Origin of the sequence: Streptomyces sp. 2-1 (assembly GCF_048564895.1) — a bacterium.
In the GTDB taxonomy this organism is placed as follows: Bacteria; Actinomycetota; Actinomycetes; order Streptomycetales; family Streptomycetaceae; genus Streptomyces; species Streptomyces phaeochromogenes.
On sequence record NZ_CP183383.1, the window covers coordinates 1,033,254 to 1,046,423 of the forward strand.

The following is a 13,170-nucleotide window of genomic DNA, read 5'->3' on the forward strand; positions in this document are numbered from 1 at the left end:
ATCGGGACCCGGCGCATTCGACAGGCTCCCTGACTTTGTCCCAGCCACGATCCCAGATAGCACACACATTCGAATATGTGGTTACCCTGGAGGCATGTCCACGCACCTCCAGGGTTCACTGTTCGACCAGACCGACGAGGTCCGCCTCGGCCCGCTCGACGGGCTGCGCCGGACCGTGCTCGGCGACGGGGCGTGGATCGATCTCCTGCCGGGCTGGCTGCACGGGGCGGACGCACTGTTCGCGCGGCTGGCCGACGAGGTGCCCTGGCGGGCCGAGCGGCGACAGATGTACGAGCACATGGTGGACGTACCGCGACTGCTCGCGTTCTACGGTGCCGAGGACGCGCTGCCGGACCCCGTCCTGGACGAGGCACGCGACACCCTGTCCGCACACTACGCCGACGAGCTGAGGGAACCGTTCACCACCGCCGGGCTCTGCTTCTACCGGGACGGCCGGGACAGCGTGGCCTGGCACGGGGACCGGATCGGCCGGGGCGCTCGCGAGGACACGATGGTCGCCATCCTGTCCGTGGGCGCTCCGCGCGACCTGCTGCTACGGCCCAGGCGGGGCGGCACCCCGGTGCGGCGCCCTCTAGGGCACGGCGACCTGATCGTGATGGGCGGCTCCTGCCAGCGCACCTGGGAACACGCGATCTCCAAGAGCGCTCGGGCGGCGGGTCCCCGGATCAGCGTCCAGTTCCGCCCCCACGGCGTGCAGTGACCTTCCGCAGGGGCGCCGCCCGACACGGCGCCCCGACGCGCTACGGGTGAGGGACCGGCTCCTGCCGACGACGCCGCCACGAGCGGGCGCGCCGCGGTTCCTGGTCGGGCAGCCAGCCGAAGGCCAGGCAGCTGCCGACGACACCGAGGACGAGCCCGATGAAGAAGCCGCCCAGGTTCGAGGTGACCCAGGTCCCCAGGGAGAGCAGGGCACCCAGGATCGAGTAGAAGAGGCGCTGGGTGGGGTTGAAGAGGATCAACAGGCCGAGGATCAGCATCAGGGTCGGCAGGAGGTAGCCGGCCAGGCCCTGCATGCCGATGTGCATGACGACCTTCAGCGACGCCTTCTCCGTGACCAGGATCTCCGCCCCGCCCAGGGCGAGCAGCAGCCCGCCCCAGAAAGGACGGGCCGCACGCCAGCGCCGGAAGGCGACCATCAGCAGCCCTTGTCGCTGAAGCTCAGCTTCAGACCGGGAAGCTTGAACACCGCCGCGGTGGTGGCGTAGTTGGTCTGCCGCAGGTTGCCGATGTGGACGGTGTCGGCCTGCTGGCTGAAGACGCCCTTCGGGCCCTGCGCATGGGACTTGTCGAGCGTGCTGGCGTCGTTGCCGATCTCGATGTTGTCGAAGGACGCGTCGCCCGACAGCTCGGTGGAGTCGGTGGTGAGGTTGACCGCGGACACCTTCTGGCTGCCCTCGCCGGCCCTGATGAGCAGGTTGGTGCCGCCGAGGTCGACGCTCTGACAGAGCTTGGTGAGGGTCGCCTTCTTGATCGCGGAGACCACCACCAGGACCTGGCCGCCGGTGTCACCCTCGTTGGGGCTGCCCGGGGCCATCTGGTCGAGACCGCCGAACTGTGCGAAGCCCTCGCCGTCGAGGTTGGTCGCGGTGACGGTGAACGGCATGCCGGAGATCGCGAACTGCACGCCCAGGGCCCCCTGGGCGGTCAGGATCATCAGGCCGGCCGCGACCGCGGTGGCAGGCACCGCCATCACCGCGGCGCGGCGCAGACGGACCCGCCCGCGTCTCTCGGCACCCTCGGGGCTCTCCGAGATGGAACCGCTTTCTGACCCTTCGGAGGGCTCGGGGGTGGAACCGGCTGACGAGGTGGCGTCCGAGGACGAGGCCATTTTCTGCTCCCATGGGCATGTATCAGTGCGGGTAGGGCTTCAGTGGCACGTTGTCCTGGCGCGGACAGCGCCTACGGCGTACGCCTCCTCACACCTCCCGGCGGGCGCAAGGGCTTTCTCGTTACGCAGCAGTAACCGCGACGGAAGTTACCCCCGGTAAGCGACGAGGGTCAAGCACCTTGTGGAAAAAGGAAGTCGGAGATGTGACGGAGGCGTGGAGAGCCACCCTCCGCCGCGTGCCCAACGTCAACTCCCGTACTGCGCGCGACATTTGAACATTAGTCAACTTCCTTGCCGGACCTTGACGTTGAACATCACTCAGGTCTACAACTCTCCCTGGTTAGCACGGATCCGTGGCGCCGGATCCGTCCTGCGGCGCACGTCGACTCCCGGGCTCCATCCCGTCACACGGTCGGCAGGCCCGGTCACGTGGTCGGCAGACCCGACCCACGGCCGGCCGATCGCACGTGCGGCCCGCATCCACTCCTCCATGGCACCGGCACGGTCAATTTCCCCCTCCTGGACCGCGCCCGGTCGCCCTACCGCCGGTCCCGCGCCGGAGGCCGTCCATCGACGCCTCCGGCCGATCTCCCGGCAGCCACCGCCGGTCCGTCGCGTACGGAGAAGGCGCGACGGGCCGGTGGCGGCCCAACTCCCCCACCCCACTCTCGGAATGAGGCACCCGCATGCGTACTCGGACTTCCCTCGCACTGTCCGCCGCCGTCACGGCGCTCGCCCTCTCGGCGGCCGGTCCGGCCTCCGCGGCGGACGGCTCGGTCCTGACCACCGGTGGCGCCGGTGGCACGGCCGTCGCGGCCGGAGCCGTACTCAACTCCTCGCTCGCCGCCGGCACCAGCGCCACGCTCTACTCCAGCAGCACCGGCACGAGCGGCCTCTCCTGCACGTCGTCGAAGTTCGTCGCCTCGGTCGTCGACAACCCGACGGCGCCCGGCACGGCCACCGAGTCGGTCACCGAGCACACCTTCGACAGCAGCAGTTGCACCAGCAACGTCATCGGCGTGCTCGGCGTCACCAGCATCAAGGTCGACAACCTGCCCTACACCTCGGCCGTGGGCTCCGACGGCTCGGTCACCATCACCCCGCCCGCCGACTCGACCATCCAGACAACCGTCGTACTGCGCACGCTCCTCGGCAGCATCACCTGTGTCTACCGGGCGCCCAGCCTGTCCGGCACGGCCGACAACGCCGACAACAGCATCTCGTTCAGCAAGCAGCAGTTCACGAAGTTCTCCGGCTCGTCGCTGTGCTTCAGCAACGGATTCTTCACCGCCAAGTACGCCCCGGTCACCGACACCACGCAGGCCGACAGCCCGGCGGTTTTCGTCAACTGACGCCGACCGGCAGCCTTCATGACGAACGCCTGTGGGGCGGGGAGAATTCTCCCCGCCCCACAGGCGTTCACGGTTCACTTCACCTCAGGTCACTTCACTTCAGGTCGCTCTTCTTCATGTAGCCCGAGTCGATGAGCACCTGCTCGTAGTTGCCCTTGTCGACACTCACGGGCTCCAGGAGGTACGCGGGCACGACCTTCTTGCCGTTGTCGTACGTCCTGGTGTCGTTGACCGCCGGCTTCTTGTCGTGGACGACGGAGTTGACCATGTACGAGGTGACCAGTGCCAGCTCGCGGGTGTCCTTGTAGATGGTCTGGGTCTGCTCGCCCTTCACGATCGACTTGATGGAGGGCGCCTCGGCGTCCTGCCCGGTGACGATGGGCAGCGGCTTCCCCGCACCTCCGTACCCGTGCTCCTTCAGCGCGTTGAGGATGCCGAGGGACATTCCGTCGTACGGCGAGAGGACCGCGTCGATGGTCTGGCCGTTGTACTTCGAGTCGAGGATCTTGTTCATGCGCTTCTCCGCCGTGGGGCCGTCCCAGCGCTGGGTGGTGACCTGGTCGAGATCGGTCTCCCCGGATCTGACGATCAGGTCGCCGTTCTGGATGTACGGCTCCAGCACCTCCATCGAGGCGTCGAAGAAGTAGCGCGTGTTGTTGTCGTCGGACGAACCCGCGAAGAGCTCGATGGTGAACGGGCCCTTGCGGCTGCCGTTGACGAGTCCCAGCTGCTCCACGATGAAGTCGGCCTGCTGCGAGCCGACCTTCACGTTGTCGAAGGACGCGTAGTAGTTGACGGCGTCGCTGCCGAGGATCAGCCGGTCGTAGGAGATCACGGGGATGCCGGAGTCCTTCGCCTTGCTCAGGACGTCGGTGAAGGCGCGTCCGTCGACCGAGGCGATGACGAGGGCGTCCACGCCGTCGTCGATCATGGCCTGCACCTGCGCGACCTGGTTCTTCGGGTCGTTGTCGGCATACTTCAAGGTGGTGTTGTAGCCGAACCCCTTGAGCTCGTCGACCATGTTCCGACCGTCGTCGATCCACCGCTGGGACGTCTTCGTCGGCATCGCGATGCCCACCGATGCGGTCTCGTCACCGCTGCCGGCGTCGGAACCTTCACCGCATGAGGCGAGAGAGAGGGTCAGGACCGTGGATATTGCCGCAGCTACGGTGGTGCGGGCGCGCATGCTCATTGTTCCTCACTGGGTGACAGGCAGTCGGTGGGACTCGGCGGCCGCGTGTGCGCCGGGCGGCCGAGGGCCGTCGTCCACGTTCGGCCGGTACGGCAGATCGTGAGGGAGACGTCCGCAGCGCACGGTTCCAGGGCGGAGGCCGTTGTGCGTTGTTCGGTGCCGAGGTCGCGCCGGGGCTGCCTTGACAAGGGGGTTCGGGGCGCCGCACCGGAAGGGCTCGTACTGCTCGTACGTACCGGTGGCGGACGCCAAGGTTGGCCGGTGCCCGGGCGCGTGGAGCCTTCCGGGATCGGCCGATCTCACCGGGTCTCGGTGAGGGGTTGAGCGTCAGACCGGACGGTATGTCTCTCGCGTTCGGGCCCCGCTGAACCCGCACACGACCAGGCCGGGGATGACCGGCCCCCACGGGCGCGGACTCGAACGTGGGTGCGCGGGGAGCGTATCCCGGTGCACGCCCCCCGTGGCGCTCTTTCATCACATTAGTTGCGACGGCGCACGATCGGTCTGGCCAGGGTGATCGCCACTTGCGACCTTATGTGGACGATCCGGTTCCTAGCGCTCGTCCCGCTCGGCTAGTTGCTCGATCGCGCGGACAACGACATCGACGTGCGCACGGACCGCCTGCATCTCACCGTCCCACGACTCGCTTGCGGGCACTTCGGAATCGGAGGGCTCCGCGAGGCTGTCCCGGCCGCCGAGGTAGAGGGAGCGCGCGCGGACCAGTACGGGCCGGTGCCGGTCCGGGAGGCGGTCGAGCGCCCAGGAGGTCGCCGCGTCCTTCGAGGTGACGGTGCCGGTCGCGAGGGTCGTCCAGACGCGGGCGAGCGTCAGCAGGACGTTGCGGGTGTCCGACGCGAGGTCGGCCAGCAGTTCCGGCACCCCGGCGACGATCGCGCGCCGGAGGTCGTCGTGCGGCACGGGGTCGAGGAGCCGCGCGGGCGGCGGCCCGAAGAGCGGGGTGTCCCCGAGGAGGACCATCGTGATCAGCGGCGCCAGATCGGGCATGACCGCCGGGGCGGGCACCTCTCCCCGTTCGAACTCCTCGCGCAGCCACTCGCCGTAGAGGAACTCGCAGCGCGGCGGATACCGCCAGGGCCGGACGTCCCCCTGGGCGACGACGATCAGCTCGACCGGCCGGCCCGGCTCTCCGTTCCGGGCGCCGCGGCCGGAGATCCAGAGCAGCCCATCGAGCAGGTTCCGTCGCTCGCGGTCCGTCATGCGTCGCCGGGCGACGACGAACACGTCGAGGTCACTGTCGGGCCGCAGGCCGCCGAGGACGGCCGAGCCGTGCAGAAAGACGCCTGCCACTTCCGCACCGAGCACGTCGTGCACCAGGCGGAGGACCTGGTCGAGCTGGGACTGGTCGTCGGTCACGGCACGGATCGTAGGCGGACCGAGGGTGGGCATTCACGTCAGTTTCCGGGCGTGATCGACACCACGGGATGCGAGGGAACCCGGAAGATCACCGCCACGAGCCGTGCCGAGAAACAAAGTTCCCTGGCAGGAGCCCCCGCGAGCCCTCTCCACAGCAAGATCACCCTTGTTCAACCTTGTATGACATGTAGCCAATTGTCCGGATCACAGCCAACCGGGTCGACGCGGTTTCCCCGCTCCCCCAAGGGCCCGATAGGCATACGAATCGTCAATTGACCCAATTCCGGCGGCATATGCGACAGCACGTGCCGCCGGACCGAGTACAAGGACGTATCCGCATGACCGATCCCACTCGCCGCCGCGCACTGCGGGGCGCGGCCGGACTGGCCGTCACCGTCGGCGCGTTCACCGCGGTCTCACCTTCGCGGGCCTCCGCCGCGGAGCACCACCACGGCGGGCCCACCCCCGCACCCGCCCCCGCACCCTTCGACTTCGACGAGGTCTACCGGGGTCGTCGAATACAGGGCCGGCCGTCCGGCGGAGGCCATCATCACGGCGCCGGTTACGCGGTGTTCGTGGACGGCGTCGAGCTGCACGTGATGCGCAACGCCGACGGGACCTGGATCAGCGTCGTGAGCCACTACGACCCGGTGCCGAACCCGCGCGCGGCGGCCCGTGCCGCCGTCGAGGAGCTCCAGGGCGCCCCCCTCGTCCCGTTCAACTGACCGACAAAGCACCGGAGTTCACTGCAATGACCGTACGCAAGAACCAGGCGAACCTGACGGCCGACGAGAAGCGCAGGCTGGTCGCCGCGCTGATCGAGCTGAAGCGCACCGGCCGGTACGACAGCTTCGTCACGACCCACAACGCGTTCATCCTCGGCGACACGGACAACGGCGAACGAGTCGGCCACCGTTCACCCTCCTTCCTGCCCTGGCACCGCAGATTCCTCCTGGAGTTCGAGCGGGCGCTGCAGTCGGTGGACGCCTCGGTGGCACTGCCGTACTGGGACTGGAGCGCCGACCGCACAACCCGGGCCGCCCTGTGGGGGCCGGACTTCCTCGGCGGCACGGGCCGCTCCGTCGACGGACGCGTCACGGACGGCCCGTTCGCCGCGTCCACCGGCAACTGGCCCATATCCGTACGCGTCGACACGCGCACGTATCTGCGCCGCTCGCTCGGTGTCAGCGGCCGGCAACTGCCCACTCCCGCCGAGGTCGATTCCGTACTGGCCATGTCCACCTACGACATGGCGCCGTGGAACAGCGCGTCCGACGGCTTCCGCAACCACCTGGAGGGGTGGCGGGGAGTCAACCTCCACAACCGCGTCCATGTGTGGGTGGGCGGGCAGATGGCCACCGGCGTCTCCCCGAACGACCCGGTCTTCTGGCTGCACCACGCGTACGTGGACAAGCTGTGGGCCGAGTGGCAGCGCAGACACCCGGCCTCCGGCTACCTGCCCCTCGCGGGCACCCCGGACGTCGTCGACCGCGGCGAGACCATGAAGCCGTGGAACGACTCCACACCCGCCGACCTGCTGGACCACACGAGGCACTACACCTTCGACACGGCCTGACCGCCGCAGCCTGACAACAACGCGGGCCCGCCCTCTGCCTCACAGCACGGGCGGGCCAGCCGCATCGCGGCGGTCAGAAGCCCGGGTCGCAGCAGCCGTCCCGGCGCATCAGCCGTCCGACGTCCAGCCAGTCGTCCTCGCCCGCCGCGTGGCGTGCCGCGCGTTCGGAGACCGGCTTGTACGCGGCTACGAGGTCGACCGTCGTGTACGGCACCCCGCCCCGGAGTACGGAGACGGTTCGTACGAGCGTGTCGAAGTTCTCGAACGGGTCGCCGTCCACGATGGTCAGGTCGGCGAGTTTGCCGGGCTCGACCGTGCCGAGGTCGTCGTCGACGCCGAAGAGGCGGGCGGGCAGCACGGTCACGGTGCGCAGGGCCGCCGCCGGGGACAGGCCGCCCCGGTGCAGCGCACGCAGGCCGATGTGGAGCGAGAGGCCGACGGCGACGAGCGGCTGATCGGTGCCAAGGGCGACGATGCCTCCGGCGGCCAGGATCCGCCGATAGATGTCCGTCTCCGTGCGCAGGGTGGCGAGTTGGGCCGCGGTCGGTGGCACGCCCGCACCCTGCCGGACCAGAGCGGCGTCCCAGGGCGGCATCACGGCGGTGACCCGGGGATCGTCGGCGAGCCCGGGATCCGCGCCGAGGAGCGGCGCGGAGGTGAACGGCGTGGCGATCAGGCCGAAGTTGACGCCGCGTGCCGTGTAGATCTCCAGCAGGTCCTGGTAGGCGCGCCCGGAAGCGGTGATCGCGTGCCCGGACTCGTAGCGCTGGGTGGCCTGCAGATGGGTCGTCAGATCCTGGCCCAACTGCACGCCGGGCGAGAGCAGATGGCTGCCCGAGCGCACACCGAGCCGCTCGTGACCGAACCGGGCCGCCTCCTCCATGACCCAACTCGGTGCCCGTACATAGGTCTTGACGAAGTCCCAGTCCAGCGCGGCGCCCCGTTCCAGTGAGCGCCGCAGCCCGTCCCGGGTGCGGTGGGCCCGCCCCATGCTGTACGCGACCCGGGAGCCGTCGAGCAGTTCGCCGGTGGTCAGGAGGCGGGGCCCGGCGAGCTGACCCGACGTCACCGCCTCGCGGATACGGGCCTGTTCGTAGGCGAATCCGCCGAGGGACACGGCGGTCGTGATGCCGTAGGTGAGCTGGCCGACGGTCTGCCGGCCCCCGTAGGTGACCTGCCACGGGTGGGTGTGCGTGTCCCACAGCCCGGGCACTACGGTCCGCTCGGAGGCGTCGATCTGGCGGAGCGCCGCGCGTCGGCGGTGCGGTTCGACGGCGGTGACGCGTCCGCCGCGTACGACGATGTCGACGTCGTCCCGTACGGACTCGCCGGTGCCGTCCCACAGTTGGCCGGCGTGCACCACCGTGTCGGCCGGTGCGGGTCTGCGCTGGTCGAGCGGCACGCGGACGGTACGGGCCGGGCCGCCGTCGACGCCGATGAGCCGCAGTCGGGTGCCGGAGAGGTACAGCAGGGTTTTCGAGTCGCCGGACCAGGAAGGGTGGTCGGCCGGTTCGGTGGTGAGGGTACGCAGGGCGCCTCGCGGGGTGCCGTCGGGTTCGACGGGCAGCAGGCACAGCGCGGACTCGGCGATCACCGCCATCCAGTGTCCGTCGGGCGACCATACGGGCCCCGAGTCGTACCGGTCGGAGAGCGAGACGTGCGAGTCGACCGTGTGCAGACCGTCCGTGCCGGTCGTGGTGTCGACGACGCGGACGAGGTTGTAGCCCTCCCGGAAGCGGAGGTTGAGGCGGTTGCGGTCGCAGAGGGCGAGGTAGCGGCCGTCCGGTGACCAACTGGGCCGGCCGGGCAGTCCGCCCGCGCCGAGCGGCGCGGCCAGCACCTGTTCCGCACCGGCCGCGAGGTCCCGGACGACGAGCCGCCCGCTCATGTCGAGGCAGGCGAGCCGTTTCCCGTCGGGCGAGAGCGCCGGGTGCACCCGGCCGCCGGTGGCGAGCGCGGTCTCCTCGCCGGTGGCCAGATCTCGCCGGTACACACCGAGCAGCCCGTCGCGGTCGTCCGCGTACAGCAGTGAACGGCCGTCGCGCGCCCAGGAGGGGCCCAGCAGGTAGGTGGTGGGCTCCGCGCGACGCAGCCGCTCCGGCGGTCGGCCGCCCGAACTCTGCCCCAGCCACAGCGAGTTGAGGGCGGCGAAGGCGATCTGCCGCCCGTCGGGCGAGAGCGCGGGCAGGTGGATGCCCCGCACCGGCCGCGCCCGTCCCGCCTCCCCCAGGTCGTACTCCTTGATCCTGTAGCGCGGCCGGTCCACGGGCAGTACGCCCTCGAAGGGGATCGCGTCCACCTCCGCCGGTTTCTCCGGTCGCACGACGGTGAAGCGGCCGTCCACCGTGAGCAGCAGCTCGCCCTCGGGCGTCCAGCGGGGCGGCACCGGCGCGATGTCCCCGGCGACCGCGACGGGTTCGCCGTCGACGACGAGCGTGCATGAGCCGTTGGGTGACGCGGTGGTCCGCAGATACGCCAGACGGCGTCCGTCGGCCGCGAGGGCGGGGGTCAGGATCTGGGCTGCCGCTGTCTCGGTGTGCTCCACGACGACCGGGCCCGCGCCCGAGGCGGGGACGGCGGCGACGGTCCGGGCGTCGAGTCCGAGGCCGTTTGCGGTGGTGACGCCCTTCGCCCGGACGAAGAGAATCCGCTTCCCGTCCGGCGACCAGGTGGAGTCGAAGTCCTCCCAGGCCCCTTCCTGCGACGGACCCTCCTGGTCCGGCAGACCGGTCACCCGGGCGATGTCACCGGTGCGCAGGTCCAGTACATGGATGCGGTACGGGCTGCCGGTCACCTGGTCGCCGCCGCGCTCGGAGGCGAAGGCGATCCGGGTGCCGTCGGGCGACCATGCCGGTCCCCGGTCGTCCCAGGGCCCGTCGGTGCGCTGTCGTACGTCCGAGCCGTCGGGCCGCATCGTCCAGATGTGGAAGCCGCCGCCCCGGTAGGCGCAGAAGGCGATGAGCTTGCCGTCGGGGGCGTGCACGGGCCTGTTCGGTTCGAGGTCCGCGGGGGTGAGCGGGACGGCCTTGCCGCCGGCGCGCGGGAGGGACCACAGCACGTTCTGGACCTCGGCGATCAGCCGGTCCCCGCCAGGCGCGAGGGTCGCCGAGCCGTTGGTGGCCGCCGTGAAGGACAGCGAGAGCTCGCCGGGCGGCTGCGCCGCGGCCGGTGCGACGCCCATGGCGGTGACGGCACCGGCGGCGCCCGCGGCCGCGAGGAGTTGACGACGGGAAAGGGAGAGGGGGAGGGAGAAGGCAGGAGTGAAGGCGGCGTTGCTCCGGTCACGGTCCATGACTCAGAACGCTCGCGCATCTCCCGGCGCGTGAGCAACACCGCCATTCTCGCCAAAAGGGTGGGACGTTGACGAGGCGTCAGCCTCTCTTCGAGTGCAGGGTCCGCGCGACCTTCGGGCCCAGCCACCGCTTGAGTCTGCGCAGTGCTTCGAGCTGTCCCGCCGCCCGGTCGATCCGGTAGTACAGCTGCGGGGGGACGTACGGCAGCAGCGGGGAGTGCCGCTGACCCAGGAGCGCGAACATCTGCGCCGGAGGCAGGCCGATGTAGCGCGGCAGGCTCTCGTACCACTGGGCGCTGTGCCGGGCCGCGCTCTGCACCGACAGCAGCTCCGCTTTGCGCTTCTTCTCGTACGCCACGAGGGCGGGGGCGAGTTCGGGCTCCGCGCGCAGGGAGTGCGCGAGTGCGATGGCGTCCTCCAGGGCGAGGGTGGTGCCCGCGCCGATGGAGTAGTGCGTGGTGTGGGCGGCGTCGCCGAGCAGGACGACGTTGCCGTGGGACCAGGCACGGTTGGTGAGGGTGCGGAAGTTCAGCCACTGCGCGCTGCCACCGGTGTTCGCCCGGCCGATCAGCCGATGGCCGTCCAGCAGCTTGACGAAGAGCTCTTGGAGGCGGACGAGGCCCTCCGTCTCGTCGGCCCCGTCGAGCCCGAGGCCCGACCAGGTCTCCGGGGAGCACTCGACGACACAGGTGCTGTGGTCCGCGCTGAACCCGTAGGCGTAGCACCAGATCCAGCCGTGCGGTGTCTCCACGAAGGCGAAGGTGAACGCGTCGAAGACCTTCGTGGTGCCCAGCCAGATGTACTTGTTCCGGCCGAGCCCGACCTCCGGGCCGAAGTGGTCGGAGTGCCGCTCGCGTACCCCGCTGTGGACGCCGTCGCAGGCCACGACCAGGTCGGCGTCGGGCAGTCGGTCACCGTCGGCGATCTCGTTCTCGTACTCGACGCGTACGCCCAAGGACCGGGCGCGCTCGGCGAGGAGGTCCAGCAGCTGCCGGCGGCCGATGCCGAAGCCCTCGTCGCCGTGGTGCGTCGTCGTGCGGTCGCCGACGTGCGCGACCCCGTCGCTCCAGCGGACCGAGTTCTCCTTGACGGCGCGCGCCGACTCCGGGTCGCCCTCGTGCAGTTTGTCGAGCAGGCTCCCCCAGTACGTCACCCCCCATCCGTAGGTCGAACCGGCCGGGTTCCGTTCATGGACCGTGATGTCGTGGTCCGGGTCCTGAAGCTTCATCAGGATCGAGAAGTACAGACCGGCGGGCCCACCGCCGACGCAGGCGATCTTCACACGCGCACCCCACTGTTCGCTCAAGGTGATCAATCGACAGCACAGAGTAGGGGGGCGACCGGGGGCATGCCGACGTCCCGCGCCGCGTGTCGGACCGGCTCGCCGGTGGTGAAGCGGGCGAACCTGGGCATTCGAAGAGGAGCAGCGGACGAGTCGGGGAAGGGCTGATGGACACCAACACATGGATTCTGGTTCTCGTCGTCGCGGCCGTGCTGGCGGTGGCCCTCGGGGCGGCGGTCGTCCTGCTGGTCCGGCTGGTCCGTACCCGCCGGGACCTCCGTCGGGCCGGGCTGCCGACCGGTCCCCGCTGGGTCTTCTGGGGAGCGGTCGCCTACGTCGTGCTGCCGACCGATCTCATGCCCGACCCCGCCTATTTCGACGACATCGGCGTACTGCTCCTGGCACTGCGGTCGATGCGCGCTTCGTCCGACCCCCTGCGCTGAGGTGCCCGCGGATCTGCTTGGCTGTGTTCCGTCAGGCAGGACCTCTAGGTCGGGACGATCATGCAGGCAGACATCCATCAAGTCGCCGACGGCATCCATCTGGTACACGGCAGCAACACCAACTGGGTGATTCTCACGGAGGGGGACGCCGTCACCCTCGTGGACACGGGCTACCCCGGAGACCGCGAGAGCGTCCTCGCCTCCCTGTCGGCCGTGGGCAGTTCACCCGAAGCGGTCGCGGCCGTACTCGTCACGCACGCCCACAACGACCACATCGGCTCGGCGGAGTACCTCAGCAGTACGTACGGCACGCCGGTGTACGCCCATGAGGCCGAAGTCCCGCACGCGCGCCGGGACTTCCTCCATCAGGTGACCATCGGCAAGGTGCTGCAGAACGCCTGGCGGCCCGGCGTGGTGCCGTGGGCCGTGCACGCGCTGCGCTCCGGCGGCACCGCCCACGTCCCGGTGACCGAGCCGCAGCCGTTCCCCGGTGAAGGCGCTCTCGACCTGCCCGGTCGCCCCGTTCCCGTGCACACCCCCGGCCACACGGCGGGCCACTGCGCCTTCCATCTGCCGGACGCGGGCGTCGTCATATCGGGCGACGGGCTCGTCAGCGGACACCCCACCTCACGGGCGAGCGGCCCGCAGTTGCTGCCCACCATGTTCCACCGGGATCTCCCCGGTGCGCTGTCCTCACTGGACACCTTCGAGGCGCTCTCGGGTGACGTCCTGCTGCCCGGTCACGGTCCCGTGCACCGCGGTTCCGTACGCGAGGCGGCCCAGCGGGCCCGGGAACGGGCCGCCTGACCC

12 protein-coding genes are annotated in these 13,170 nt (G+C 70.1%); 6 read left to right on the top strand and 6 right to left on the bottom strand.

The annotated features are described in order from the left end of the window. The first annotated feature begins 94 nt into the window (after window positions 1–94). Complete coding sequence (locus tag ACN20J_RS04695; protein WP_419665312.1) at window positions 95–721, top strand: alpha-ketoglutarate-dependent dioxygenase AlkB; 627 nt, start codon at window positions 95–97, stop codon at window positions 719–721. Window positions 722–761: 40 nt separating this feature from the next. Here the strand turns inward: ACN20J_RS04695 and ACN20J_RS04700 are convergent, their stop codons facing one another. Together ACN20J_RS04700 and ACN20J_RS04705 are read right to left on the bottom strand one after the other, a co-directional pair. Continuing rightward, complete coding sequence (locus tag ACN20J_RS04700; protein ID WP_189839141.1) at window positions 762–1,157, bottom strand: DUF6114 domain-containing protein; 396 nt, start codon at window positions 1,155–1,157, stop codon at window positions 762–764. After that, entirely contained in the window at window positions 1,157–1,849 is a 693-nt protein-coding gene (locus ACN20J_RS04705) for a DUF6230 family protein (RefSeq protein WP_189839140.1), read from the bottom strand. Before ACN20J_RS04705 ends, ACN20J_RS04700 begins: the two co-directional genes overlap by 1 nt. Window positions 1,850–2,535: 686 nt before the next feature. Between ACN20J_RS04705 and ACN20J_RS04710 the strand changes: the two genes are divergently transcribed. Next, complete coding sequence (locus ACN20J_RS04710; protein WP_190228330.1) at window positions 2,536–3,201, top strand: Tat pathway signal sequence domain protein; 666 nt, start codon at window positions 2,536–2,538, stop codon at window positions 3,199–3,201. A gap of 94 nt (window positions 3,202–3,295) precedes the next feature. Here the strand turns inward: ACN20J_RS04710 and chvE are convergent, their stop codons facing one another. Further along, window positions 3,296–4,393: a multiple monosaccharide ABC transporter substrate-binding protein gene (chvE, locus tag ACN20J_RS04715; RefSeq protein ID WP_419665313.1), complete on the bottom strand. Its 1,098-nt coding sequence runs from the start codon at window positions 4,391–4,393 to the stop codon at window positions 3,296–3,298. 552 nt (window positions 4,394–4,945) lie between these two features. Then, entirely contained in the window at window positions 4,946–5,767 is an 822-nt protein-coding gene (locus ACN20J_RS04720; protein ID WP_419665314.1) for an aminoglycoside adenylyltransferase family protein, read from the bottom strand. A 338-nt stretch (window positions 5,768–6,105) separates the two neighbouring features. Between ACN20J_RS04720 and melC1 the strand changes: the two genes are divergently transcribed. After that, complete coding sequence (gene melC1 / locus ACN20J_RS04725) at window positions 6,106–6,492, top strand: apotyrosinase chaperone MelC1 (RefSeq protein ID WP_419665315.1); 387 nt, start codon at window positions 6,106–6,108, stop codon at window positions 6,490–6,492. Between the two features lie 26 nt (window positions 6,493–6,518). Further along, window positions 6,519–7,343, top strand: a complete 825-nt coding sequence (gene melC2 / locus ACN20J_RS04730; protein ID WP_419665316.1) for a tyrosinase MelC2 — start codon at window positions 6,519–6,521, stop codon at window positions 7,341–7,343. Window positions 7,344–7,416: 73 nt separating this feature from the next. Here melC2 and ACN20J_RS04735 read toward each other — a convergent pair whose 3' ends face one another. Then, window positions 7,417–10,635 carry an amidohydrolase family protein gene (locus ACN20J_RS04735; RefSeq protein WP_419665317.1) on the bottom strand — a complete coding sequence of 1,073 codons (3,219 nt, stop codon included), beginning with the start codon at window positions 10,633–10,635 and terminating at the stop codon, window positions 7,417–7,419. Window positions 10,636–10,714: 79 nt separating this feature from the next. Next, complete coding sequence (locus tag ACN20J_RS04740; RefSeq protein ID WP_361997254.1) at window positions 10,715–11,917, bottom strand: FAD-dependent monooxygenase; 1,203 nt, start codon at window positions 11,915–11,917, stop codon at window positions 10,715–10,717. A gap of 167 nt (window positions 11,918–12,084) precedes the next feature. Here ACN20J_RS04740 and ACN20J_RS04745 point away from each other — a divergent pair, with 167 nt between their 5' ends. Next, window positions 12,085–12,360 (top strand): YkvA family protein, encoded by a 276-nt coding sequence (locus ACN20J_RS04745; protein WP_189839133.1) that lies wholly within the window; start codon window positions 12,085–12,087, stop codon window positions 12,358–12,360. A gap of 60 nt (window positions 12,361–12,420) precedes the next feature. After that, window positions 12,421–13,167, top strand: coding sequence for an MBL fold metallo-hydrolase (locus tag ACN20J_RS04750; RefSeq protein ID WP_419665318.1), 747 nt, complete (start codon window positions 12,421–12,423; stop codon window positions 13,165–13,167). Window positions 13,168–13,170 lie beyond the last annotated feature (3 nt).